At 67.7% G+C, this 25353-nt stretch carries 18 protein-coding genes and 1 pseudogene; 11 read left to right on the top strand and 8 right to left on the bottom strand.

Annotated elements, in window-relative coordinates; all coding sequences use genetic code 11:
* The first annotated feature begins 29 nt into the window (after positions 1-29).
* The 3 genes from PV646_RS22225 (at position 30) to PV646_RS22215 (ending at position 4490) form a co-directional block, all read left to right on the top strand.
* Positions 30-1058 (top strand): LacI family DNA-binding transcriptional regulator, encoded by a 1029-nt coding sequence (locus PV646_RS22225; RefSeq protein WP_500344087.1) that lies wholly within the window; start codon positions 30-32, stop codon positions 1056-1058.
* A 391-nt stretch (positions 1059-1449) separates the two neighbouring features.
* A complete protein-coding gene (locus PV646_RS22220; protein ID WP_500344086.1) occupies positions 1450-3105 on the top strand; it encodes a cellulase family glycosylhydrolase in 1656 nt (551 codons plus the stop codon).
* A gap of 311 nt (positions 3106-3416) precedes the next feature.
* Positions 3417-4490: an SGNH/GDSL hydrolase family protein gene (locus PV646_RS22215; RefSeq protein ID WP_500344085.1), complete on the top strand. Its 1074-nt coding sequence runs from the start codon at positions 3417-3419 to the stop codon at positions 4488-4490.
* Positions 4491-6022: 1532 nt separating this feature from the next.
* On the opposite strand, the gene PV646_RS22210 is transcribed toward PV646_RS22215, so the two are convergent.
* Both PV646_RS22210 and PV646_RS22205 read right to left on the bottom strand, forming a co-directional pair.
* The gene (locus PV646_RS22210; RefSeq protein WP_500344084.1) at positions 6023-7831 is read right to left on the bottom strand and encodes a flavin-containing monooxygenase; all 1809 of its coding nucleotides are present in this window, start codon (positions 7829-7831) and stop codon (positions 6023-6025) included.
* A gap of 53 nt (positions 7832-7884) precedes the next feature.
* Positions 7885-8754, bottom strand: coding sequence for an SDR family oxidoreductase (locus PV646_RS22205; protein ID WP_500344083.1), 870 nt, complete (start codon positions 8752-8754; stop codon positions 7885-7887).
* Between the two features lie 90 nt (positions 8755-8844).
* On the opposite strand from PV646_RS22205, the gene PV646_RS22200 reads away from it, so the two are divergent.
* The 4 genes from PV646_RS22200 (at position 8845) to PV646_RS22185 (ending at position 13000) form a co-directional block, all read left to right on the top strand.
* The gene (locus PV646_RS22200; protein ID WP_500344082.1) at positions 8845-9591 is read left to right on the top strand and encodes a TetR/AcrR family transcriptional regulator; all 747 of its coding nucleotides are present in this window, start codon (positions 8845-8847) and stop codon (positions 9589-9591) included.
* A gap of 528 nt (positions 9592-10119) precedes the next feature.
* A complete protein-coding gene (locus PV646_RS22195) occupies positions 10120-10692 on the top strand; it encodes a TetR/AcrR family transcriptional regulator (protein WP_500344081.1) in 573 nt (190 codons plus the stop codon).
* Complete coding sequence (locus PV646_RS22190; RefSeq protein WP_500344080.1) at positions 10617-11384, top strand: hypothetical protein; 768 nt, start codon at positions 10617-10619, stop codon at positions 11382-11384. Before PV646_RS22195 ends, PV646_RS22190 begins: the two co-directional genes overlap by 76 nt.
* 161 nt (positions 11385-11545) lie before the next feature.
* The gene (locus PV646_RS22185) at positions 11546-13000 is read left to right on the top strand and encodes an alpha/beta hydrolase (RefSeq protein ID WP_500345060.1); all 1455 of its coding nucleotides are present in this window, start codon (positions 11546-11548) and stop codon (positions 12998-13000) included.
* 170 nt (positions 13001-13170) lie between these two features.
* Here PV646_RS22185 and PV646_RS22180 read toward each other — a convergent pair.
* Both PV646_RS22180 and PV646_RS22175 read right to left on the bottom strand, forming a co-directional pair.
* Positions 13171-13263: pseudogene (locus tag PV646_RS22180) on the bottom strand (IS982 family transposase); the annotation flags it as partial.
* 191 nt (positions 13264-13454) lie between these two features.
* Entirely contained in the window at positions 13455-14195 is a 741-nt protein-coding gene (locus PV646_RS22175; RefSeq protein ID WP_500344079.1) for an SDR family oxidoreductase, read from the bottom strand.
* Positions 14196-14295: 100 nt separating this feature from the next.
* On the opposite strand from PV646_RS22175, the gene PV646_RS22170 reads away from it, so the two are divergent.
* Positions 14296-14910, top strand: a complete 615-nt coding sequence (locus tag PV646_RS22170) for a TetR/AcrR family transcriptional regulator (RefSeq protein WP_500344078.1) — start codon at positions 14296-14298, stop codon at positions 14908-14910.
* 279 nt (positions 14911-15189) lie between these two features.
* On the opposite strand, the gene PV646_RS22165 is transcribed toward PV646_RS22170, so the two are convergent.
* Complete coding sequence (locus PV646_RS22165; protein ID WP_500344077.1) at positions 15190-17751, bottom strand: MMPL family transporter; 2562 nt, start codon at positions 17749-17751, stop codon at positions 15190-15192.
* Between the two features lie 824 nt (positions 17752-18575).
* Between PV646_RS22165 and PV646_RS22160 the strand changes: the two genes are divergently transcribed.
* Entirely contained in the window at positions 18576-19139 is a 564-nt protein-coding gene (locus PV646_RS22160) for a sensor domain-containing protein (protein WP_500344076.1), read from the top strand.
* A 394-nt stretch (positions 19140-19533) separates the two neighbouring features.
* Here PV646_RS22160 and PV646_RS22155 read toward each other — a convergent pair whose 3' ends face one another.
* The 3 genes from PV646_RS22155 to PV646_RS22145 form a co-directional block, all read right to left on the bottom strand.
* Complete coding sequence (locus PV646_RS22155) at positions 19534-20673, bottom strand: BMP family lipoprotein (protein WP_500344075.1); 1140 nt, start codon at positions 20671-20673, stop codon at positions 19534-19536.
* 70 nt (positions 20674-20743) lie between these two features.
* Positions 20744-21271, bottom strand: coding sequence for a GNAT family N-acetyltransferase (locus PV646_RS22150; protein ID WP_500344074.1), 528 nt, complete (start codon positions 21269-21271; stop codon positions 20744-20746).
* A complete protein-coding gene (locus PV646_RS22145) occupies positions 21265-22254 on the bottom strand; it encodes a hypothetical protein (RefSeq protein ID WP_500344073.1) in 990 nt (329 codons plus the stop codon). The genes PV646_RS22150 and PV646_RS22145 overlap by 7 nt, the downstream gene beginning before the upstream one ends.
* 134 nt (positions 22255-22388) lie before the next feature.
* On the opposite strand from PV646_RS22145, the gene PV646_RS22140 reads away from it, so the two are divergent.
* Complete coding sequence (locus tag PV646_RS22140; RefSeq protein WP_500344072.1) at positions 22389-22955, top strand: MerR family transcriptional regulator; 567 nt, start codon at positions 22389-22391, stop codon at positions 22953-22955.
* Positions 22952-25309, top strand: coding sequence for a VIT domain-containing protein (locus tag PV646_RS22135; RefSeq protein ID WP_500344071.1), 2358 nt, complete (start codon positions 22952-22954; stop codon positions 25307-25309). Before PV646_RS22140 ends, PV646_RS22135 begins: the two co-directional genes overlap by 4 nt.
* Positions 25310-25353 lie beyond the last annotated feature (44 nt).

Here is a 25353-nt window from a genome sequence, read left to right as displayed (position 1 = left end):
ACGCGCGCTGATCAGGACGAAGGAGGGTCATGCGCGATGCCACCCTGCGCGACGTCGCAGAGCTCGCGGGCGTCTCCGCCCGCACGGTGTCGAACGTGGTCAACGGCTACGCGCGGGTCACCGAACGCACGCGCGTCAAGGTCGAGCGCGCCATCGCCGAACTCGACTACCGCCCCAACGTGCTGGCCCGCAATCTCGCCAACGGCCGGTCCGGGCAGATCGTGGTCGTCGTGCCCTACCTCGACACGCCCTACTTCGCGGAACTGCTCCAGGGCATCATCCCGAGGGCACGAGAACGCGGCTACACCGTCCTGGTCGACCAGACCGACGGCGATCCCGCGCACGAACGCGACCTGATCCGCCGAGGAGCGCGCGGGTTCGCCTTCGACGGCATGATCCTCAGCCCGCTCGGGCTGGCGCAAGCCGACCTCTCCGACCACGACCCGACCCTGCCACTGGTCATCCTGGGCGAACGGACCTCCAACGGCGTCTTCGACCACGTGGGCATCGATGACGTGGTCGCGTCACGGGAAGCCACCCGCCACTTGATCGACCTGGGCAGACGCCGGATCGCCGCCATCGGCGACCAGCCCTATCCCACCGGCGAGGCGGCCCAGTTGCGGACCCTCGGCTTCCGCCAGGCCCATCAGGAAGCGGGTCTGCCGGTCGACGAATCCCTCATCGTCCGAACCCCGCGGTTCAACCGGGCCGACGGTGCCGACGCCATGCACCGGCTCCTGGATCGCGACGACCCACCGGACGCCGTGTTCTGCTACAGCGACCTCGTGGCTCTCGGGGCGCTGCACACCGCACTCGAACGCGGAGTGCGCGTGCCGGAGGACATCGCGATCATCGGATACGACGACATCGAGGAAGGCCGCTACTCCAACCCGACCATCAGCACCATCTCTCCGGACAAGACGACCATCGCCTCGACCGCGGTCTCGAGGCTGCTGCAACGAATCGACAGCGCCGGGGCCCTGCCTGGGATCGAGGTGCGCGCCGGCCACCGCCTCATCGCGAGGCAGAGCACCACTGGTCGACGATCCGGTTCCTGACCGAACGCCGATGCCGGACGCGGGCGAGTCGCGTTCTGCCGGCACCGTTCGCCTGGTTCATGCATCGGGTGCCCGACCATGCCCATCGTGGTTGTGGAGGGGCCGGCGGGGGACTGCGCGGCCAGACATCGGCAGCGAACACGCTTTGCCGCGGCGATTGGCGCACCATCACATACCCGTTGTCGAATGGAACCGCTTACCTATTCGACGACTCTGTCGAATTCGAGCGCGATTGCCGTACATTCCCAGTAGAGATTGCGGGAGATCTTGATTCGATCACTGATGTGCGGTTCCATCTGAACTTGCCGCCGCATTGTTCAGGAGCACGTTCACAGATTCTCGATCTGTGAGGACCTGACAACGTTGTCATCCTGGTGTCGATGGAGGTCTCGTGGCCATAAGAAAAAGCCTCATGATCGTGCTCGCGCTGGTCGCGTCGATGTTGTTCGCCGCGGCTCCGAACGCTTCCGCTGCCGCTGACACCACTGCCGCGGCGCCCACGCGAATCATGACGCTGGGCGACTCGATCACCGGCTCGCCGGGGTGCTGGCGAGCGTTGCTCTGGCGGCACCTGCGCGACACCGGCTACACCAACGTGGACTTCGTCGGCACGTTGCGGGCACCTGGCTGCGGGTTCGCCTACGACGGTGAGAACGAGGGCCACGGCGGCTACCTGGCCACGAACATCGCGCGTGACAACCAGCTTCCCGGGTGGTTGAACGCCACCCGGCCGAACGTCGTGCTGATGCACCTGGGCACCAACGACGTGTGGAGCAACATCCCGGCGCAGACGATCCTCAACGCCTACAGCAAGTTGCTCGGCCAGATGCGGGCCAGCAACCCGGCGATGAAGCTCGTCGTCGCGAAGATCATCCCGATGACCCCGGCCAACTGCTCGGCCTGCGCGCAGAGGGTCGTGGCGCTGAACAACGCGATTCCCGGCTGGGCGCGGGCGAACAGCACCGCGGCCTCTCCGATCACCGTGGTCGACCAGTGGGCCGGGTTCAACACCGCCACGGACACCACCGACGGCGTGCACCCCAACGGCACCAGCGGCATCCAGAAGATGGAGAGGCGCTGGTACCCCGCCGTTGTCTCAGCGCTGCGCAGCGTGCGGTCCGAAGACGTCTCGGCGGCTGCCGTCGGTCTGCGGGTGAACGGCACGCGGGTCGTCGAGGCGAACGGTTCCAACTTCGTCATGCGCGGCGTGAACCACCCATACGCCTGGTACCAGAGCCAGTCGAGTGCCTGGGCGAACATCAAGTCCTTCGGTGCCAACACCATCCGGGTCGTGATGCAGAGCGGACAGCGCGCGGCCGCGACGCCGGCGTCCGAGGTCTCGCGGATCATCGGACTGTGCAAGCAGAACAAGCTGATCTGCGTGCTCGAGGTGCACGACACCACCGGGTACGGCGACGAGGGTGGCGCCGCGACCCTGGACCAGGCGGCGAACTACTGGGTCGGCATCGCGAACGTCCTGAAAGGCCAGGAAAACTACGTCATCATCAACCTCGGCAACGAGCCGTTCGGCAACAACGCCTCGGTGAGCTCCCGGTGGGCCAGCTCGACGACGGGCGCGATCAGGAAGCTGCGCGGCGCCGGGTTGCAGCACCTGCTGATGGCCGACGCGCCGATGTGGGGTCAGGACTGGCAGAACATCATGCGCACCAACGCCCGATCGGTGTTCGACTCCGACCCGCAGCGCAACACGGTGTTCTCCATCCACATGTACGGCGTCTACAACACCGCGGCGAAGATCAACGCGTACTTCGACGCGTTCCGCTCGGCAGGACTGCCATTGGTGGTGGGCGAGTTCGGACACAACCACAGCGATGGTGACCCGGACGAGAACACGATCATGGCGCAGGCCCAGTCCCGCGGTCTCGGGTACATCGGGTGGTCGTGGAGTGGCAACGGTGGCGGCGTCGAGTACCTCGACCTGGTCTACTCGTTCAACCCGTCGCGGCTGACGCCATGGGGACAGCGGTTCCTGAACGGCGCGAACGGAGTCCGGCAGACCTCGAGGCAGGCCACGATCTACGGCTGAGCTCTGGCTCGCCCACAGGACTGCGGTTCGGTTTCCGGGAGCGTTCCTGGAAACCGGACTTCCTGACCGGCGCGGGTCCTGCTACCTCTTCGCCGACGCGCGTTGCGCAGGAGCGCACCTTCGGCGTGTGCACGACGTCGAGCCGTGCGAGTGAATTCGTTCGCTCCTGTTCGACGATTCTGAACACCGAATTCGTCGAAGCGCATCGATTTCCTTTTCGGTGTCTTGACGACCACAAGGCGCCGTGCCAGTTTTCGGAACATGGCGCGGGCACTCACCAAGTCGGGCAACACCATGACAGGAGCGATCGCATGATCCGCACAACGTTGATCGTCCTAGTCGCGGCTCTGCTGGGTGCGCCGGCGGTTCAAGCCGCGCCAGGTGCGCTCGACCAGGCGCACACCGCGGGCCGGGTCACGGCGCAGGGCCAGTTCTCCTGGCCCGGCGTCTACTTCGAGGGCAGGTTCCGGGGAACCGGAGTCGGGATCTCGCTCAACGACGCGAACAGCTACTACGACGTGCAGATCGACGGCAGAACCGTTGCGACGCTCACGAAACCGGGCCGTACCACGTACTGGGTGCGCAATCTGAGCAACGCCGAGCACCGCGTGCGGCTCGTCAAGCGGTCCGAAAGTCCTTGGGCCGCAGCGGAGTTCGGCGGGTTCGTCGCCGTGTCCGGCGGCGCCGTGCTGACCAGGCCCGACCGGCGGGCCCGGCAGATCGAGTTCATCGGCGACTCGCTGACCGCGGGCTACGGCAACCTGTCCACCACACGCGACTGCTCCGCGAACGGTGGCGTCGACCGCAACACCAACTCCGACCTCAGCTTCGGCGCGCTGACCTCCCGCGCGGTGAACGCCGACTACCAGATCAACGCCTTCTCCGGTCGTGGCATGGTGCGCAACTACAACGGCGGTGAGCCCGGCACCAGTTACCGCACCTACTACGACCGGGCGCTGCTGAACGTCAACGGCGACGTGTGGCAGAACCCCGGGACGTGGCGGCCGCAGCTGGTCGTGGTCGGCCTGGGCACCAATGACTTCTCCACCGCGCTCAAGCCCGGTGAGCAGTGGCCGGACCAGCAGAGTCTCGTCTCCGCGTACAAGTCCGCCTACCACGGGTTCCTCGACAAGCTGCGCGCCCGTCACGGTTCCGGCGCGACGATCCTGGTGAGCCTCGGCGAGGCCTCGGGCGCGTTCGCCGATGCCGTCCGGCAGGTCGCGCAGGAGCGGAACAACCGGGGAGACAGCCGAGTGCGCTACTGGAACTACGCCGATTCGGCACTGGACCGGCTCGGGTGCGACTGGCACTTCTCGCAGCGCGACCACAGGCTGATCTCCGGGGCGCTGAACAACTACATCTCCACGCTGGGGCTTGCCTGGTGACCGCCTCCGGCTGTGGCGGTGCCGAGGGAAGGTGAGTCAGCGAGCCGACCGCCGCGTGCTGACGGGCAGGATCACCGCGGAAGGGTGCGCGGGGCCGTGCAGGACCTGCTGCTCCGCCACTCTGAGCGTGACCGCCGTGGCCCGCGGTTCACCGGTGCCGGGATTGCGGTTGTACTGCGGGAAGGCTGTATGTGCCGAGAAGCACGTCCTTGCTGGTCAGTGAGCACCGATCTGTTTCCGGTCCTCATCCGGCATGATCGCAGCTCGTGCTGGTCCGCTTCGCACAACTCGCCGTCTCCCACGCTTGCGCATGACCGACCCTGAAAAGGACGTCGAGATTCTCGCGCTACGTCATCAAGTAGCGGTCTTGCGCAGACAGCTCGGCGATCAGCGCCCCGACTGCGGCCGGAGGACAGGGCGTAGCTCGCGCTCTTCTCGTGCCTCTGGCCCGAGTGAGGTTGCATCGGTTCCGGCTGCTGATCAGCCCGGACACAGTGCTGAGGTCGCATCGCGACCTGAGGCGCCGCCGTGCCCGATCAAGCGTGAACCGAGCGCTCGGACGTCCGCGCACACTTGCTTCGATTCACCGTCTCGTCCTGTGTCTGGCAACTGAGAACCCCGCGTGGGGTATCGACGCATTCACGTTGTGGGAGATCCTCAAGACCGCCGGCGTCGATCCGGCCCGGCGCCGGGCGACCGTTATCGGCTCTTCGCAGATGACGGTGTAGCTGCGGGTCTGGCTTGCGGGTCTTGGAAGACCTCTTGCCGGGCCGTGCTGATGCCAGGCTGATCGAGGTGGATCAACACATCGACACTCCCTCCTTCTCCGGCTCGTGGTCGGTGGTGACGGCGAATAGCTGTTCGCGATCATGATCTTGTGATGTCTGTTGATTCTCTTTGTGGGGACGGTGTTTTCCGGTCTGGCAGCGTTGGTCATCGAGGACGTGTCGGAGGACGGCCGCATCGTGGTGGTCACGGCTCGCACTCGGGATGTGGCCGTGCCGTGTCCTGTCTGAGGAGCCGCGCCAGAGCGGACTGTCTCGACGAACTTGAACGACGCGGTCCTCAGGGATTCAGCCACTGGCTGGACACCAGCGCCTGGGCCGGCGGCGACCCCAGTCGCTGTCTCACGACCACCGGCGGGGGCTCCCCCGGCGGTGAAAGAACTGTCCACAAGGGACCCAGCCTGCCGGGCTGGGTCCCTCCGCCGCTGGCTGCAGGTGCGTCCCGACAACAACCACATGCCGCAAATAGCGAACACCCAGTACTTCGGTGTCCTGTTCAGTGAGTTCTCGGGCGTGGTGCGACCAGCCGACCACGAGCAGGGGATGGACGCGGTGACGCGCTCGCGCCGAACAAGCCTCGACATGAGTTGCACCGCTTCCGTCCCACTGCGGCTGCCTGGACATGGTGGTCGTCGAAGGAATCGCGGTGGCCGTTCAAGGTGCAGGACTCACCTCAGCCAAGCCGACGAAGTGGTGCAGCGCCGACCGGTGGTCGACCACGAAGGCCTCAGGTCACTTGCCCAACCCTCAACCTTCTTGGAATTCTCGGATTTTGAGGTCGCGTTCGAAGCCGTTGTCGGCTTGCCACCGCTGAAGCACCTTGCCGTACATGAGTCCTCCGCCGGGATGGCCGGACCGGACGAACGTGACGAGGTCGTTCGGCGGGCAGTCGAGGTCGACCGCGGCGATTCTGCTCGTCAGTTCCTCCGCCCAGCGGGCCTCCGCCTCAGGCGTGGGTTCGATGCTGGCGATGCGATGCTCGGCGCAACGCTGGATCATCGTGGCGACGTGCTGGGCCTGCTGGTCGAGTTGGTAGGTGAAGACGAACGACAGCGCCGCTTGGGTGATGGTGCCGACCGTGAAGAAGTTCGGGAAGCCCGCGACATGGACACCGTGCAAAGATCGGACGCCGCCGGCCCACTTGTCCGCCAGCACCTGCCCGTCGCGCCCGACGATCGGGAACTTCCCCGCGGGGGCACGACCACCGTCGATGTCGAAGCCCGTGCCGAAGACGATGCAGTCGACCTCGAATTCCTTGCCCCCGCAGATGATTCCCCGACGCGTCACCTGCTCGATCCCGCGGCCCCTGGTGTCGACCACAGTGACATTCGTCCGGTTCAGTGCCTGCAGGTAGGTGTCGCTGACCTGAGGCCTGCTGCACCCGAAGTTGTAGTAGGGCATGACCAGCTCAGCCGTGACGGGGTCGTCGACCAGAGCCGTCATCTCGGCCCGGATCTTCTCCATCAGGGCGTAGTTGGTGATCAGCATCCGTGTGGCGGGATCGGCGCCCTCGACGTGGGCCGCGACCTGGGGAGGTGGGTTCAGTGCCCAGTCCGCCACCAGCCTGCTCAAGCTCAGAACAGCGTCGTCGACGAGGCGCTCGGGCTTGTGCCCCGGCGGGTTCTCCACCGATGCCATGATGTTCTCGATGCGCTCCCGCTGCCATCCAGGAGGCTGGGCCAGGTACCAGCCGGGATCGGTGGGCCGGTTGCCACGTGGGCGCACGATGCTCGGCGTGCGCTGGAAAATCGTCACCTCCCGCGCGTACCGCGCCAGGTAAGGGACGAACTGGATCGCGGAGGCCGAGGTGCCGACCACCGCGACACGTTTGCCCTCGAGTTCGGTCATTTCGCCGTCCGGGCCGTCACCACCGGTGAAGGTGAAGTCCCATCGGCTGGAGTGGAAGGCAGCACCTTCGAAGCTGTCGAGGCCCTCCACGTCGGGGATGGTGGGGCGGTCGAGGTTGCCGGCGCTGACACACAGAAAGCGGGCGCGCATCTCGTCGCCGCGATCGGTCTTGACCACCCACCGGCCGGCGTCGGCCTCCCACCGGGCTTCGGTCACGCGCGTCTGGAGGCACGCGTCGCCCCTGAGACCGAAGTGATCGGCGAGCCGCTCGGCGTAATCACGGATCTCTGCCGCGCCAGGGTGTTTCTCGCTCGGCATGACCCCCACCTCCTCGATGAACGGAAGGTAGACGTATGCCTCGGTGTCGCAGGCGGCCCCGGGGTAGCGGTTCCAGTACCACACGCCGCCGAAGCCGGACCCGGCCTCGATGACGCGCACTCGCGGCACGCCCGCCTTGCGCAGGTGTGCCGCGGTGACGAGCCCGCCGAACCCGCCTCCCACGATGATCGCGTCGACTTCGTCGAGGAGCGGTTCGCGCTCGGTCCGCACAGTGACGAACGGGTCGCCGTCGGCCACCGGCCTGCTCGCACGAGAAAGCTGATCATCCACTGTTCGGGTGACACGACTCTTGTTGTGCCGCAGGTACTTTGCGCGGACAGCCTCCGGGTCGAACCGGGAAAGGCCGTCGGATTGCCCAGCAGTGCTCATGCATCTTCTCCTTGAGTCGGAACACTTGCTTGCAGCCGGTGCGTTCCGGTCCGTCAATCCGCCTGCGCTGCCTGCGACTCCGCCAGGACGTCCCGGAACGTCCGAGGAGGACTGCCGAGCAGCTCTTCGAGGGCCGGATCCACTGCCGAGAACTCACCCGCGCGGGAAGCGGCGAACATGCCGACTCCCATGTCGACCTGGGCTTCCGGTAGTCCGTGCGCGATGCCCCTGCGCCTGAAGTCCTCGTCACTGATCACCGTGCGCGACATCGCCCGCCCGGTGATCTCGGACGCGATCATGGCCAGGTCGTGGAAGGTGAGCGCCTCGGAGGAGGTCAGCGGCGGCGTGATGCCATCGAGCCGGCCTTCCTCGGTGAGGGCGATGACCACCGCACGGGCGAGGTCGGGGTGCGCGGTCCAGGACACCGGCCCGTCCTCGGGGAGTGGGAGTGATCCGCTTCCCAGCCCCCGGCTGAGGAACTGGACCGCGCTCTCGGCGTAGAACCCGTTGCGCAGCGAGGTGAACGGCACCCCTGAGGCTTGAAGCACGGCCTCGGTAGCGGCGTGGTCGACCATGGGAGCGAACGCCGAATGAGGACTGGCCGCCATGTGACTCGTGTAGAGGATGCGGCGTGCGCCGACGGCGACCGCCGCGTCGATCGCGTTGCGGTGCTGTTCTACAGCGCCGGCACCGGCGGAGTTGCTGGAGATGACCAGCACCTGGGAGGCGCCTTCGAAGGCTTCACGAAGACTCGACGGGTCGGCGAAGTCGCCATGGCGCACCCTCACCCCCAAGTCGGCGAACGCCTGGGCCTTCGCTGGATCGCGGACGCTGACGCCGATGTGGCTCGCGGCCACGCTCGTCAGCAAGCCCTCGACAACCAGCTTTCCGAGTCGACCCGTGGCTCCGGTCACGATGATCATCTGGACTGCTCCTTGCTGGCGTTTCCAATGATTCACCAAGACCGTATCATTGATAATATCGCTGGAAACAGACTGTGTTACCATCGATACATGACGCCGCACAGCAGGAACGACCTCAGCGTCGGTGAGCCCGATCCCGCTGCGGGAAGCAAGGACCAGGCCAAGCGGGAGATCATCCGAGCGGCTGTCGACCTCCTCGCGTCCGGCGGCCGCGACGCGGTGACCACTCGCTCGGTAGCGCTCGCCGCCGGGGTGCAGCCACCGACCATCTACCGGTTCTTCGGCGACAAGAACGGACTGCTGAAAGCGGTCGCGGAGGCCGGCTTCGCCGCGTACCTGCACGCTCACCAGCAAGTGGAACTGGACTGCCAGGACCCCGTCGACGCCCTGCGAGCCGGATGGGACCTCGCGGTGAGGTTCGGACTGGACAACCCCGCGCTGTATACGCTGACCTACAGCGGGTCTGTCGAAGTCGACTCGGTCGCGTTCCAGGCGAGCATGGAAGTGCTGCTCCAGCGGATCCGACGCATCGCGGCCCACGGTCTGCTTCGCGTCGATGAGAACCTCGCGGTCCAGGCCATCCACGCCACCGCCCGCGGCGCCGTTCTCACAGCCCTCTCCCTACCCGAGGATCAACGGGACCCAGCACTGCTGGTCACCCTGCGCGAGGCCATGATCACGGCAGTAACCACCCAAGCGTCACCAACGGTTCATGAACCCGGCCCTGTCGGAGCCGCACGTGCCCTGCGCGCTTCGCTCGACGAACAAACCGCACTGACCACCGCCGAACTGCATTTGCTCCGAGAATGGCTCGGCCGCCTCATCGCCGAGGGTTGATGCTCGTCGCCAACGCGACTCGAACGACGAGTTGGTGGCCGCACACAACGCCCGGCGGCCGTTCAATGCGATCTCGAACGCGTTCAGCGCAGGTTTCCACCGCATGGTCCAGGGGTGCGGCCGCCACCGGTCGGATCCAGGCTCATCATGGCCATGTCGGCGCGCTCGAGCGCGGCCTGCGCGTCGGGGAGGAGCCTGCGGGCCTCACGGGCGCGGCGGAAGCGGACGTGGCCCGGCTCTCGCTGTTCGTGCGGCGCCACGTCAACATGCTCTGCCGGTGCTCCGTCCCACTGCCGGAGCTGCACAAGGCCTGAGGTGGTGCATGCGGGTGTACCTCCTGGTGTTGTACCTGCGTTCAGTCCCGTTGCGGGGCGGATGTTGGAGCCGTCTGCGTGCGGTTGCCGGGGGCCGGCTGGTGGCCTCGCGGCCGCGCCCAGGCCAGGTTCACGGGATGCGGATCGTGCATCACATCTACCGATTCGGTAGGACATCTACCGAATCGGTAGATGTGATGATATCGTTCCGGCCATGCCCAAGCCGACCAAGGCACAGATCGATGCCGAGATCCTCGATCGCTCCGCCGCGCTGTTCGCCCGCCACGGGTTCGCGAACACCTCCCTGCAGCAGATCGCTGACGCCGTCGGGTACACGAAGGCTGGTCTCCTGCACCACTTCCCGAACAAGGACGCGCTCTACCGGGCTGTCGTGCAGTCCTGTCGCGACCAGGTGGCCGCACTCACCGGTGCGGTGGAAGAGGTCCCTCTGGGGAGCGAGCGGGATCTGGCGGTCGTGGAGGGCCTCGTTGACCTGGCCTTCGCTTTCCCTGGTGTGTCGGCGTTCGCCAGCACCCTGGTCGACAGCGGTGATGTCGACCAGGAACTCGCCGAAATCGGGCTGTCGCTGGTCATCTCGCTGGGCATCGATCCGGCGAACGTGGACGACGAGCGCATGGTGCGTGTCATCAGCGCGATGGCGGGTCTCACCGCGGCCGCGACGCAAGCGGTGCGAATCGATCACACCCGGCAATGGCGGTCGCACATCGTTGCGGCCGCGCTCGATACTCTGGCTCCGGCAGCGTCGGGTTCGGATGGCCGACTGTGACGAGCGAATTCCCGGCACCCGGAAACACCCGCGCCAACTCTGCCAACTCCGGCCGGAAGCAGACCGGGCTCTCCCGCCTCAACCCGTTCCGCAACCTGCCCAGCCTCCTCAGCGAGTACAAGAAGGCCTACCTGTGGCTGAACGCCGGCTTCTACGGGGCCATGGCCGTGGGCATGCTCGCGGCGGCGATTCATCCGCCCTTGCACGAATCAACGATCGCTGACGCTCGTGAACAGCTGTCTCAACCAGGTCTCGGTGCCTCCATCAGTCAGGCCTACGACACCGAGAACGTCCTGCTCGCCATTGCGATCACCTTCGCGGTCAATCTCGGCGCCAGCGTGCTGCTGACCACTCTGCCGTCCTTCGTCGTGCCCTTCCTCGGCATCGCGCTGGTCGGCTACCGCGCGGTCTACTGGGGATTCCTTTACACGCCGGCCGAGCACGACATGTCCGTCCTGCCGCACTACCTGACGCTGCTGATCGAGGGCCAGGCGAACGTTCTCGTCATCCTCGCTGTCTACGTGCACGGCCGGAGGTGGCTGTGGCCCCATTCGTCCGGTCTCACTTCCCGGTGGGCGGGCTACAAGAGCGGCGTTCGCGCAACGGTGACCTTGACCGTGGCCGCCGCAGCGGTGTTCTTCGTCGGTGCGGTCTATGAAGCGCTGGAAGTCATCTACCTCATCCCGAAGTAACCGCAATCGCCGACGACGGGCACGCCTGTGCGGTGGTCGCCCTTCTGGTTGGCGACAACCAGGCCCGCTTGTTCCCGCCACTGCCGTCGTCCTGCGATGCGCAGGCAGGCGAAGTCACTGCGGTCGGCTCAGCCCTGCGGTGCCGTTGTGAAGGAGAACAAATGCGCAAAACATTGCTCATGTCCCTTGTGGTCTCGGTCATGGGAGCAGGCGTGCTCCCGGTGGCAGCGACTCCGGTGCCACCACGCACCCTGAGTTGGAGCCCGTGCCCGGAAGACGTCGGCGCACCGGGGCTGGAGTGCTCGACACTCCAGGTGCCGTTGAACTACTACGACCCGAACGGCCGGAAGATCGAAATCGCGGTCTCCCGGCTCGCGAGCAAGAACCCCGCCCAACGCCGCGGCGTGCTGCTGACCAACCCTGGCGGCCCGGGAGCCTCACCCGCTCTGGACTTTCCTTTCGGCCTCAAGGAGGCGGGACTGCCTCAGAGCGTGCTGGACGCCTACGATGTGATCGGTTTCGACCCGCGTGGCGTCGGCCGCAGCACGCCGGTGACGTGTGGACTCACGCCCGAACAGACCAAGTACGGTCCTCATCCGTCTTACGCGGACAACGGGGCCGACGTCGCGAAGCAAGCCAGCGTCGCGGAGGCGATCGCCAGGCAGTGCGCCGGATCCGCGCAGGCGTGGATGCTGCCGCACACCACCACCGCCAACACCGCGCGCGACATGGATCGGATCCGCCAGGCGCTGGGCGAGGAAAAGATCTCTTATCTCGGCTATTCCTACGGAACCCACCTCGGTGCTGTGTTCACGACGCTGTTCCCGCACCACAGCGACCGGATCGTCCTTGACAGCAACCTTGTTCCGACCGGCTTCGACGCCACGGCCGTGCGCCTGATGGCCAAGGGCCTCGAGGATCGGTTCCCGGACTTCGCGGACTTCGTGGCGGCTCACCCCGAATACGGCCTGGGCGCCACGTCGGCCGAGGTGCGGGCGAAGTACTTCGCCCTCGCGGCGCGGCTGGACAAGGCACCGTTTCAGGGAGTCGACGGCTCGTTGTTCCGGTGGGTCACCTTGGCCTTCCTCTACAACGATGCTCAACTACCCGCGTTGGCCGAGGTCTGGAAGGCCATTGACACGAACCAACCGCCACCTCCGGTGAACGACCCCACCATGAGCCTGGACAACGCCATCTCCAGTCACCTCGCTGTGGCCTGTGCCGATACTCGCTGGCCGCGATCGATCCACACCTACCAGCGCAACGTCGAGGTTGACCGGATTCGCCACCCGTTGATCGGCGCGGCCTCAGCGAGCATCAGGCCGTGTGCGTACTGGCAGACTGACCCGGTGGAACCGCCGGTGCGCGTCAGGGACCGCGGCCCGTCGAACGTGCTTTTGGTGCAGTACACCCGCGATCCCGGCACGCCGCTGGTCGGCGCGCGGCAGATGCGGCAGGCGCTCGGTGACCGGGCTCGGATGGTGACGGTCGACGGAGGTGGACACGGCGTCTACCTTTTCGGTACCAACAAGTGCGCGAACAGCGCGGCGACGGCATTCCTGGCCACCGGAAAACGCCCGGCGCACGACCTTGCCTGCGCTGCGGAACCGAACTGACCGGTTCGCACACACCTCTGAACGGCCTGGCGGCACGCTTCCAGTGCTCGGCAATGGATGCGCTCCGGTCCGGCAGGAGTTCCGCTGTGCCATGACCAACTGGAAGATCTCGCAATGCCGCAGGTGTCGGCCATGAGAGTCGTAGGCGATCAGGGGCCGGGTGATGGGCTGGCCGGTTCAGAGCGTTTGGTGGTCTCGCGGGAGCGGCCGCATTCGACCGGGGTGGAGTCGACCACCCAGGTCGCGTCGGTCCACAGGACGGTCGCCGGGGTCGACATTCGGGTGGGAGGCGTTGTCCTGCGCTGCCGATTCACGACCGGGTCCAGAACCGGAACCTCAGGTGTGCGCACGAGTTCGGACATCCGTGCAGTCCACTTCGGACAGCGGCCGTCACGACGCCCTCTCGATCGCCCTGCCGAATATCGGCCGGACTCGGCGCCGAGTCCGGCCGGGGTCAGTTTTGGCGAGTGGGCCGAACGGTGATGTCGCCGATCTCGACGTCGTCGGGTTGCTCGATGGCGAAGGCCACGGCACGCGCCACGGCGCCGGGCTCGATGCCGAGCGTCTGCATTCGGCTCTGCGCCTGTTGCCGGACCTCGGGGTCGTCGAGGTAGTCGACGAGCTCGGTGCTCACGAAGCCTGGCGAGATCGAGGTTGTGCGCAGGACTCCATCGGTGGACTCCTGCCGCAGTGCCTCCAGCAGGGTGCGGACCGCGTTCTTGGAGGCGGCGTAGACCGCCTGGGTCGGGACGATTTTCAGGCCGGAGGTCGACACGATGGTCACGAAATGTCCGCGCCCCTGGTCGCGAAACACCGGCAGCGCGGCCGCGATCCCATGCAGCACGCCGCGCACATTGACGTCGATCATCGCGTCCCAGTCGTCGACGTCGAGCTCGGCCACCGAAGCGATCCTGGCGATCCCGGCGTTGCCCACGAGGACGTCGAGGCGATCGAACCGATCGACCGCCGCGGCGACCAACCGCTCGAGGTCCGCGCGCCGGGTGACATCCGTGGGCACCACCTCCGCACGGCCGCCCGAGGCGCGGATCCGTTCGGCCAGCGCGGTGAGCCGGTCGGTGCGCCGGGCGCCGAGCACCACCGCCGCACCCCGTGCGGCGAGTTCCAGCGCGGTCGCCTCGCCAATGCCGCTGCTCGCTCCGGTTATGGCGATGACTTTGCCGCTCACTCCACTCATCGACCTGCTCCTGACCTAAGCTGACAACTGTCCGGTTACGCTCCCACGCTAACCGGACAGTTGTCCACTTGCTTGTTGCGGTCAGAAAAGAGGTGAGGGTGTGCCCTCTCGTGCACACCGCTCGGACGGGGTCGCTAACCGCGAGCGCGTCGTCGCTGCGGCGCGCGCGGCGCTGAGCGACTCCCCCGAAGTGGCCATGGAACTCAAACTGCACCTGATCGCCAAGGCCGCGGGCGTCGGGCAGGGCACGCTCTACCGACACTTCCCAACCCGCGAGCACCTGTTGGCTGAGGTGTACCGACACGAGATGGGCGAGCTGGTCGACGCCGTTCCGGCACTGCTCGCCGAACACTCACCGCTGGACGCACTGACTCTGTGGCTGGACCGGCTGGTCGAGTACGCACGGGTCAAACGCGGGGTCATGGCCGCGATCGAGGCATCGGCCTGGCAGGACCTCTACACCGACCACCACGGCCGACTCGACGAGGCCCTCACGACACTGCTCGACCGGGGCACCGCCGCGGGCGAGATGCGCGACGACATCGACGCCACCGACGTCATCCTGCTGCTCGGCGCGTTATCGCGGGTCCCCGAGAAGGAATGGGATACTCGAGCCCGGAAACTGGTCGCCGTCATCCTCGACGGTCTACGCCGCCGAGAGCCGCACATGTCAAGCACGATGCCCGCAAAAAGCTCCGGTCATGCGAACCAGTGAACCCTTCACTGGCCAGTTCATATGAACGGTCGCTTCTGCGAGTCGCTCCGGTAGTGCACGTCCTCACCGGAGCGCACCCGCGCGGTGGCACAGCGTCGCTTCGCTCACCCCTGTCCGCCGACCGGCGTGAAGGCTTCGAGTCGATCGCGATGACCCATCCGTTGCTTGGTGGCGACTTCGGTCCGCCGGTGATGCCGGTGTCGACCAGCCTGGAGGAAGGTGGTCGCCTTCATTCCCAGACTGGTCGAGACCGGTTCGGACTACATCAGGTTTGTCGTGTCACCGATCCAGCTTGATCGCGATGGTGTCGCTGTGCGGGCTTGCGGAGGTCGGAGCGGGCTGCGGGGTCTGCTCGGAGTGCGGCGTTGCGCGGGCATTCGTGCTGCGGACCTGTCGTGGCAGGAAGGCGGCGTCAGCGAGCCAGCCCAGCCCGGACAGGCCGAGAGTGCACAGGTAGATCCACCCCAGGCCGGTCCGACCCAGGTAGAAATGGTGGCCGCCGAACAAGCCGAGGAAGAACCACCAGAGGTAGGCGATGCCGATCGACTTCGGCGCGGTCTGTCCTGAGTCCTCGCGCGGTGTTGACACCACAGCGGGCCGGGTGGGCGCGGATGGCTTGGGCTCCGTCACCGGGTGGTGCCGAGCCTTCGTCCTGGCAGCCGGCCGGGCGCCGGCGGGGGAGAGTGCGGACTTTCGTGCCGGGGCGCCCTCGATGGACAACCTCGGCAAGATCCGGTCCAGCCAACCGGGCAACCACCAGTTCGCCGGGCCGAGCATGTGCATCAGTGCTGGAACCAGAACGGTGCGCAGGACGAACGCGTCGATGGCGACGGCGGCGGCCAATCCCAGGCCGTACTCGGCGATGACTCGTTGGCCGCCGAAGATGAAGGCGGTGAACACGCAAATCATGATCAAGGCCGCGGCGTTGATCAGTCTGCCGGTTTCGGTCTGGCCGATCCGGATCGCACGGTGGTTGTCGCGGGTGTGTTCCCACTCCTCGTGGATGCGGCTGACCAGGAAGACCTGGTAGTCCATGGAGAGGCCGAAGAGGATGGCCAGCATGATCAGTGGTAGTTCGGCCTCGACTGGTCCGGCTTTGCCCAGGCCCAGAAGTTCCGAGCCCCATCCCCACTGGAACACGGCCACGACGACCCCGAACGACGCGGCCGCGGCGAGCAGGTTCATGACCGCGGCGGTCAGCGGTACCAGGATGCTCCGGAACGCGACCATGAGCAGCAGGAAACCGAGTCCGACGATCACCACGAGGAACAGTGGCAGCTTGCCGCTCACGATGTCGGCCAGATCCGCCGAGGCCGCCGTTTGACCGCCGACGTGGACGGTCAGCCCGGTCCCGCGCACTGCGGCCGGGATGACGTCGTCCCTCAGATGGGCGACCAGGATGCTGGTTGCCTCGTCCTGTGGTGCGCTGTCAGGAACGACACTGATCACGGACAGTTCACTTGTCGTGCCGGTCGGTCCGACGGCCACCGAGGCCACGCCTGGTGTCTGCTGTACGGCATTCACGAGGATGTTCATGGCGCGGCCGTCATCAGGGGAACTCCGCTGCGCCACGAGTGCCAACGGGCTGTTGGTGCCCGGCCCGAAACCCTCGGCGAGCAGATCGTAGGCGGCTCTGGTGGTGCTGGACTTGGCGTCGTTGCCGGCATCGGAAGCACCGAGACGCAGAGACAGTGTGGGCAGAGACAGGACAGCCATGATCACGACCGCGCCGATGGTGAAAAGCGTCCTGCGGCGTTCGACCCGCTCGGCCCAGCGGCCTCGCCGCACTCCCGATTGGTCACTTCTCTGGTGTGGGGAAGCGAGCTGACGTCGTTCGCGCCGGTTGAGCACTCTGAGCCCGAAGACGCCGAGCAGTGCGGGTACCAGGGTCACCGCCGCCGCCACGGTGAACAGGACGGCTGTCGCGCCGCTGATGCCCATGCCGGTCAAGGGCCCGATGCCCAGCACGAGCAGGCCGAGCAGCGCGGCGACCACGGTGAGGCCGGCGAAGACGACTGCCCTGCCCGAGGTGTTCAAGGCGCGTACTGCCGCTTGCTCCGGCTGCAGGCCTGCTAGCAGGCCTGCCCGGTGACGGCTGACGATGAACAGGGCGTAGTCGATGCCGACGCCGAGCCCGATGAGTGCTGCCACGGTGGGGGCGATGCTGCCCAAGGTGATCAGGTGCGAGGTGAGCCCGATGGTGATCAGCCCCGCGCTGAGCGCGACGATCGCGACGAGCAGGGGCACGATCGTGCTCAGCAGTGAGCCGAAGGCGATGAACAGGATGATGCCGGCGGCGGCGATGCCGATGAGCTCGGCGGTCTCGTCCGTGCCTTGATTCAGGTTTCGGATGGCCTGACCGCCGAGTTCGACTTGCAGGTTCGCGTCGCCCGCAGCTCGAGCGGTATCGATGACACGGGTGACGTCGGCGGCCGGTACGCGGTCGGCCGCCGCGTTGAATGTCACCGTCGCGTAGGCGGTCTTGCCGTCCTTGCTGATCTGCGGTGCGTCGGCGACGCCGTACATGCTCGTCACCGAAGCGACCGAAGGTAGCTTCGCGACCTCCTCCAGCATCGAGGCAATCCTCTGCTGCACGGCCGCGTCCCGGACCGAGCCGTTGCGCATGTGCACGACAATCTGGTCGCTGTCCCCGGCCTGCTGGGGGAGGGAGGACTGGAGCAGCTCGTGTGCCTTGGCGGATTCGACTCCAGGCAGGCTGAAAGCATCGGAGTAGCGGGACCCGTGACTCATGTACGGGACGGCGAGCGCGATCAGCAACGCGATCCAGATCCCGATGACGGCGAGGCGATGGCGGAAGCACCATCTGGCCAGCGTGGACATGCTGAACAACCTTTTCTCTTGGGCGAGCGGGAATGACCTGGGCGACGAGCGGGTTCCGGCGTCAGCCGGCCAGGAGGAAGTGGTGCGGAGGATCGGGCCTGCCGTGCTTTGCGCACGCTGTGTCGTTCGCCAAGAGGCGTCGTTTCCTGTCCGCCTTCGTCGCGAGGCCGAACACGAGATCCTGGAGGGGAGGCCTGGCGCTGTCGCCGACCTGTGGCGGCGTCGCCAGGGTGGCGCGTTGTGTCTTCAGGGCCGACCAGCGCGCACGATCTCGATGGCTTGCATGGGGGCCGGTCGGCAGGCGATGCGTTCGGAGTCGTGGGTTGACGCGGATGTGTCTTTCGACGTGGCCGCTGCGGGAATGACCGACTCATCCCCGGCTGTCATGAGAAGCGTCGATCTGCCTTGCGGCGGTCGCGTTTGGACGGCGTGCTTTATGCCCGCAGGTGGTCTCAGGAAAGAAGATTCCCGTGTCGAGTCGTCCGGCTGCGACACAGGAATGCAAAGGAACGGAAGGGTTACCCGTCCATGCCTCGCTGCTGTTCCAGTGTCTCGGGGCTGGGAACACAGAGCACGGGAGCTGGCCCCCGGGAAATGTGGTGGAGGAAACTCCACTGTGCACGATGCCGCCGACCAGCCATGATCAAGCACCTGTCCACGGCGAGACCATGCGGACGGTGGACGGCCCCAGTACCGATCGATCACGACGGAGCGTGATGATCGACTCCCGCGCGACTCCTCACCCCGACAACGCCTCGCGCTCGGAGACACATCCAGAGCGCGGTGAAGCTGTTCCGCGTCGGGGGCGCGCACTGCACGACGGGATGACGTTGCGGCTGAGGCAGTTGGGCTGGGCGCTGATGCTGGTGCTGGGCTCGGCTGCGGGAGCCACGCTGGCTACGGTCTGGATCACCTCGATCCCGGTCGTCGCGCTGGGGGCCGGGATCCCTTTGACTCTGCTCGCGACGCTTCTGATCCGTTGGTTCGCTGACATGCATCGCCGGTGGGCCGCCGACCGGCTGGGCGAGCCGGTCACCCGCTCCTACCTACCGGATGATCAGCAGGCCGTTCAGCGGATGCTGTCCGATGCCCAGAAGGTGACCACCGACGCCCTGGCCGAACTGCGCGACCTGGTGCGCGGCATCCATCCGCCGGTCTTGGCGGACCGCGGCCTGGACGGTGCGCTGAGAGCGCTGGCCCTGGTCAACCCCATCGAGACCACGGTGGTGACCCACCTGCCCGGGCGACTGCCCGCACCGGTGGAGTCCGCGGCTTACTTCGCCGTCCATCTCCACGGGAACGTTATGAGGCCCGGCTGGCACGCGTCGCCGCCGTTCCAGAGGAATGATCGACCATGTCCGGGCCACGGCCGACGAGTCGTCGGTTGATCAACGAGTATGAACGTGCAGCAGCGTGATGCGCAGGTCAGGCTGCTCGGCCAGGTATTGGCACCCCACACGCTCAAGATGTCGCGCGGCGATCCTTAACCGGGGCGTTCAGAGGCCGGTTGCAGTGGGCGACGCAGGAGCTTGACGCCAGTTGGGAGCACACGTCGGTAGCGATTGGGGAGCAGAACTGTGCGTTGAACGTGCCCCAACGGTCCTCAACGTAGCTAAACGGACCCGGGCTGACCTGCAAGAGTTCAATTTCCGCAGGTCAGCTCGGTGAGATGTCCTATTTGAACCACGGGGCGTCGACCAGGACGCGCAGTCGAGCACGGGGAAGCACGAAGATCAACCTATCGAGTTGATCTCCGTGCTCGCCCGTTCACCCGTTCGGCCGCTACACCTGGTCGGCGACCTTGATCTTGCCCTCGATGATCTGCGCCTTGTAGCCCTCGAGGATGCCCTGCAGCTTCGCGTCGATCTTGCCGCCGGACGTCGCGTAGCCCATGCCGTTCGACTTCAGGTCGAAGACCTTCGGCAGCGACCCGAGATCGTTGCTCGCGGCGGCGTGGAAGAAGTCGTAGACGGCGACGTCCACGCGCTTGAGGCTCGACGCCACGATCACGTCGCGGTTGGCCGCGAGCACGGGCTGGTTGTACTGGTCGGCGTCGCAGCCGATCGCCAGCACGCCCGCCTCCTTCACCGCGGCGAACACGCCGATGCCGGACGCTCCCGCGGCCGGGTAGACGACGTCGGCGCCCTTGTCGATCAGGCCCTTCGCGGCCTCCTGGCCCTTGGGCGGGTCCTGGAAACCGGTGAAGTCCCCGGCCGGGGTGATGTACTTCTTGTCGATCGTGACCTTCGGCGCCGCGGTCTTCGCGCCCTGGTTGTAGCCCGCCTCGAACTTCTGGATCAGCGGGATGTCCACGCCGCCGACGAAGCCGACGTGGCACTTCTTGCTCTGGTAGGCCGCGACGACGCCCGCGAGGAACGCGCCCTCCTGCTCGGCGAACACCAGCGGCGTCACGTTGGCCACGCCCTCCACGGCGGAGTCGACCAGGCCGAACTTGACGTTCGGGAACTCCGGCGCGACGACCCGCAGCGACTCGGTGTAGGCGAAACCGACGCCGACGATCGGGTTGAAGCCCTCGGACGCGAGCTGGCGCAGCCGGGTCTGCTTCGCGGCCTCGTCCTCGTTGGGCGCGGCGGAGAGCTCGCGGGTGTTCTCCTTCTTGACGCCCATGTCCTTGATCGCCTGGTCGAACCCGGCGGCGGCGAGGTCGTTGAACGACGCGTCACCGCGGCCGCCTATGTCGTAGGCCAGGCCGATCTTCAACGCGCTGCCGTCGACCTTGTCGCCACTGACGGCGCTGGTGCTCGACGCGACGGTCGCGGTCGGCGGCTCCGAGAACTCACAGCCGCCGGCCGACCCGGTGGGAGCGGTACCGCCACCGGAGTCCTTCGCGCAGGCGCTCACCACCAGGAGGCTGGTCAGCGCGATCGCGGCCACGGCGGTGCCACGCATACGACGACGCACGGTTCGTCTCCTCAAAACTCGGCTTAGGAGGCGGACGGTACCTCGCACCTCGATCGAACCGGTTGAGAGTTCACCTACTGGGAACGAGATCTTTTCGGAAGACGAGGAAGTCGCACGGGCAGGCGAGGTGCGGCACCAGGAACGGGTAGGCGCTCTCCAGGCTGTCCTTGCGCACCAGCTGATAACCGATGCGCGTGTACCAGCCCCGGAGGAACTCCTTCACCGGATGCGCCCAGCCCTGCGGCACCAGCAACTCCAGCTGCATCTCCGCGGCGCCGCGCTCCCGGCCCCAGTTCTCGGCGAACGACACGAGGTCCGTCCCGATGCCGGTACCGCGTTCCTCGGGTGCGGCGACCAGCATGCCGAACTCACCCGCGCCGTCGTCGAGCTGATGGACGCGCACGGACCCCACGACGCGATCCCCCGACCGGGCCACAGCGATCTGCCCGGCGGCGATGAGGCCCGCCACCTCGGCCTCGGTGGTCCGGCCCTTGCCGTCGAGCCAGATCCCCTCCTCCGCGGCGGCGTACACGCGGTTGATCAGGTCGGCGATCTCCCCGGCGAGCCCGGTGTCGGAGATCAGGACCGGTGTCACCACGGCGCCGGCTGGGTGGTCTCGGCCAGCCTGTCCGCGTGCTGGAGCACACCGAGTTCGCGCAGCATCCGATCGCGCTGCACCGGGTCGTGCGCGACGTGCGAGGCGTGCAGTGCCTTGCGCAGACGGGCCTTGCGGCGGGGCGTCCAGCGGCTGGCGACCGACAGCTTCGCGGCGCGCAGCGCGGCCTTGTCGCGGGTGCGCGCCAGGGCGTCCCGGCCGTCGTCGCCGAGACCCAGCAACGAGAGCAGGCGTTCCCGCATCTCCCGGCCCACGCGCGCCCAGGTCGTCGTGTGCTGACGGGACGCGCGGATCTCGATGCCGAGCGCGAGGTGCAGCATGACCAGGCCCAGGACCGGTCCGAGCAGGACGCGGGCGGTACCGGCGACCGGGCCGGACAGGCTGAAGGCCGCGAAGGCCGCGAACGCGGTCAGCGCCCACGCGACGAGCCGGGCGGGACCGGGGCGGCCGTTCTGGCGCACACCACCGCGCATCGCCCAGCCGCAGGCCACGAGCGCCGCCTCCATCACGGAGAACAGGACGACTCGCTCGACGACGTCGGTGATGCCCAGGCGCTGCTCGAAGAACCGCCACGAGGTGTCGACGCTGACGCCGATGCTCATCAGGGCGACGAAGTAGAAGCCCTTGGCACCGGCGGGCTTGGACGGCTCCGCCGCAGGAGCTTCGGGAGCCTCGGGGGAGGGGGCCTCCGCCTTGTCGAGCTCCGCGATCAGTTCCGGCGTGAGCAGCGCGTGGCCGCCCGTGTCGGTCATGCCGTTGCGGGCGCGCCACTCGTTGACGATCACCCTGGCGTGGGAGCTGGTGGGTACGACCTGGCCCTGTTTGTGCAGCCAGCGTCGGACGTCCTCGACCGTGCCACCGCGCGGCATGTGCTCCAGCGCGTAGTGGATCTGGGCCTTCTTGGTCGTCAAACGGCCTAACTCGGCGCTGTGATCGGCCAGGGTGCCGATCTCGTCCGTGGTCACTCGTGCTCTCCGTCCTCATGTTGGGGGGCTAACAGGGGCACGCGGACGCGCCGGACCCTACCCGGCTACCGGGCGTGAACATCATCAGGTTTACGACGTTGACACTGTCACGGTTGCAGTGTCACTATTGCGGGGTGTGGACGCTCGACGAGTTGCTGGACCGCGTCTCCGCCGCGTTGTCGGCGGAGTACCCGGGCGCGCCCAACGGCCGCGTCCGGGACGTACCCGACCGGCGGGCCGTCCGCTGGTACGCGACGACGGGGCTGGTCGACAGACCTTCGGCGATGCGCGGCCGCACGGCGTTGTACGAGCGGCGCCACCTGCTCCAGCTGGTGGCGGTGAAGAGACTTCAGTCGCAGGGGAGGACGCTGGCCGACATCCAAGCCGAACTCGCGGGCGCCACCGACACGACGCTGGCGGCCCTCGCCCGCGTCCCGGAAGACCTGCTCGCGTCCGCTGACGCGGCACCGCCGGAGGCCGTTCGCCCGAGGTTCTGGGCCGAACCCGCCGCCGCACCGGCCCCGCCGCCCGCGCCCGCGGAGGCGTTCGCCCTCAACGGCGTCGCGCTCGGGGGAGGTGCCGTCGTCCTCGTGCCGGGGACGCCGACCGCCGCCGACCGCGCGGACATCGCTGCCGCCGCCCGGCCACTGCTCGACCTGCTCGCCGCCCGTGGCCTGCTCAACGAAAGGGAACAGTCATGACCTTGTCCGTCGCCCCGATGAAGGCCGGGGAAGCCGACCGCATCGGCCGGACGACCGAGGACGCGGGTGTCGGCGCGCTGCGCACCGAGCGTGGCAACCTGCCACTGGAGCACCTCGACGTGCGCGCTGCCGTCACCGGCCTGGTCGGCCGGGTGGTGGTGAAGGCCGGGTTCGTGAACACCCACGACACCGCGCTCGAAGCGACCTACGTGTTCCCGCTGCCGGACCGCGCCGCCGTCACCGGCATGAAGATGACGGCCGGCGACCGCACCGTGGCGGCCGACCTGCAGGAACGCGCCCAGGCCCGGCAGACGTACGACGACGCGATCGCGGCGGGCAAGCGAGCGTCCATCGTGGAGGAAGAACGACCTGACGTGTTCACCATGCGCGTGGGCAACATCCCCGCGGGTGAACGGGTGACGATCGAGCTGACGCTGGTGGGGCCGCTGGTGTTCGAGGACGGCGCGGCCACGTTCCGGTTCCCGCTGGTCGTGGCGCCCCGGTACGTGCCGGGCACGCCGCTGGAAGGGCCGTCGGTCGGCGACGGGCACGCCCAGGACACCGACCTGGTGCCGGACGCCTCGCGGATCACGCCGCCGGTGCTGCTGCCGGGCTTCCCGAACCCCGTGGAGCTGGGCATCGCCGTCGAGATCGATCCCGCCGGGCTGGAGCTCGGCGAGGTGCGGTCGAGCCTGCACACCGTGACCACCGAGGGCAGCACGGTCTCGATCGCGCCGGGGGAGAAGGTCGACCGCGACTTCGTGCTCCGCCTGGCGTACCAGGGGAACAGCTCGGCGGTCGTGTGCGTGCCCGACCTCGACGACAGCGGGGAGGGCACCTACCAGCTGACGGTCCTGCCGCCCGAGTCCGAGGCGCCGGTCCGCCCGCGTGACGTCGTGCTGCTGCTCGACCGCTCCGGCAGCATGTCGGGCTGGAAGATGGTCGCGGCCCGGCGTGCGGCGGCCCGCATCGTCGACACGCTGACCGCGGACGACACGTTCTCCGTGATCACCTTCGACGACCGGGTGGAACGGCCGGCCGAGCTCGGTTCGGGACTGGTCACGGCCACCGATCGCCACCGCTTCCGCGCCGTCGAGCACCTGGCGGCCGTGCGGGCGCGCGGCGGCACCGAGATGTACGAGCCGCTGCGGCAGGGCCTGAGCGCGCTGGCGGACGCCGGTTCGGGCCGCGACCCGGTGCTCGTGCTGGTCACGGACGGTCAGGTCGGCAACGAGGACCAGATGCTGCGCGACATCGCGCCGCTGATCAACCGGACGCGGATCCACGCCGTCGGCATCGACACGGCCGTCAACGCGGGCTTCCTCGGCAGGCTGGCCGCCGCCGGCGCGGGCCGCTGCGAACTGGTGGAGAGCGAGGACCGGCTGGACGAGGCGATGACGCACATCCAGCGGCGGATCGGCGCGCCGGTCGTCACCGACGTCGTCGTGTCGCCCGGTTCCGACCTGCCCCGGTTGCCCACGGCGATCTATCCGGGTGTGCCGCTGGTGGCGTTGGGCCGGTATCGCGGTGCGGTGCCGGAGTCCTACGTCGTGCGCGGCCGGACCCGGGACGGGGCGGACTGGCAGGAGACGGTGGCCGTGCACCAGCACACCTCGTCCGCCGTCCGTTCGCAGTGGGCCCGTGCCGCGCTGCGTGATCTGGAGGACCGGTACTCGGCGGGTGACCGGACGCTGGAGCCGTCGATCGTGCAGACCTCCTTGCGGTTCGGGGTGCTGTGCCGCTTCACCGCGTTCGTGGCGGTGGACGAGCGGGTGGTGTCCGACGGGACGGTGCACCGGGTGGTGCAGCCGGTCGAACAGCCCGCGGGCTGGGAACCTCAGGCACCCGGCGGGCTCGTCGCTGGAGGGGCGCGCGCGTTCGGCGGAGGAGCGCCCGCGTTCGCCGCCGCTCCCGCGCCGTTCGCCGCCGGGCCGGCCTCCTTCGACGCGATGATGCCGCCTCCGTCCGCGCCGCAGGCGATGCGCTCCCGTTCGGGCGCCCGCCCCGCGCCCAAACAGGCACCGATCGCCCCACCCGGATCGATGCCGGTGCCTCCCACCACCGACCCGGCTGACCTGCGCGAGGTCGTGACGCGGGAGATCGGGCGCCTGGAGCAGGACACGGCACTGCCGGCGTGGGAACGCCGCGACCTGCTCGCTGACCTGGCCAGCCGGCTCGGCATCCTCGTCGGCGGCCGCACCGGACCTGACTACGAGCCGCTGCGCGCTCTGTTCGCGGAGATCACGGCCGGTGGGGACGTCGACCGGTTGTGGGCGCGGACGCTGGAGGTGCTGCGGGAGTTCGTGGCGGGCAAGGCCGCCGAACCGGAGCGCCGCCGGAGGTTCTGGCGCTGAACGGACGATTGCCCGTGTGAGGGTTCTGCCGCAACGCTTTCCGT

It is taken from the genome of Streptomyces sp. ID05-26A (genome assembly GCF_033794685.1).
In the GTDB taxonomy this organism is placed as follows: domain Bacteria; phylum Actinomycetota; class Actinomycetes; order Mycobacteriales; family Pseudonocardiaceae; genus Lentzea.
This window is presented reverse-complemented; position numbering and strand designations above follow the sequence as displayed.

What these genes read in the sequence shown, in the direction of transcription:
- PV646_RS22210 (WP_500344084.1), bottom strand. Translation starts at nt 7,831, where the DNA reads ATGAGCACTGCTGGGCAATCCGACGGCCTTTCCCGGTTCGACCCGGAG.
- PV646_RS22200 (WP_500344082.1), top strand. Translation starts at nt 8,845, where the DNA reads ATGACGCCGCACAGCAGGAACGACCTCAGCGTCGGTGAGCCCGATCCC.
- PV646_RS22160 (WP_500344076.1), top strand. Translation starts at nt 18,576, where the DNA reads ATGACGTTGCGGCTGAGGCAGTTGGGCTGGGCGCTGATGCTGGTGCTG.
- PV646_RS22205 (WP_500344083.1), bottom strand. Translation starts at nt 8,754, where the DNA reads ATGATCATCGTGACCGGAGCCACGGGTCGACTCGGAAAGCTGGTTGTC.
- PV646_RS22165 (WP_500344077.1), bottom strand. Translation starts at nt 17,751, where the DNA reads ATGTCCACGCTGGCCAGATGGTGCTTCCGCCATCGCCTCGCCGTCATC.
- PV646_RS22190 (WP_500344080.1), top strand. Translation starts at nt 10,617, where the DNA reads ATGGCGGTCGCACATCGTTGCGGCCGCGCTCGATACTCTGGCTCCGGC.
- PV646_RS22225 (WP_500344087.1), top strand. Translation starts at nt 30, where the DNA reads ATGCGCGATGCCACCCTGCGCGACGTCGCAGAGCTCGCGGGCGTCTCC.
- PV646_RS22135 (WP_500344071.1), top strand. Translation starts at nt 22,952, where the DNA reads ATGACCTTGTCCGTCGCCCCGATGAAGGCCGGGGAAGCCGACCGCATC.
- PV646_RS22215 (WP_500344085.1), top strand. Translation starts at nt 3,417, where the DNA reads ATGATCCGCACAACGTTGATCGTCCTAGTCGCGGCTCTGCTGGGTGCG.
- PV646_RS22185 (WP_500345060.1), top strand. Translation starts at nt 11,546, where the DNA reads ATGCGCAAAACATTGCTCATGTCCCTTGTGGTCTCGGTCATGGGAGCA.
- PV646_RS22195 (WP_500344081.1), top strand. Translation starts at nt 10,120, where the DNA reads ATGCCCAAGCCGACCAAGGCACAGATCGATGCCGAGATCCTCGATCGC.
- PV646_RS22175 (WP_500344079.1), bottom strand. Translation starts at nt 14,195, where the DNA reads ATGAGTGGAGTGAGCGGCAAAGTCATCGCCATAACCGGAGCGAGCAGC.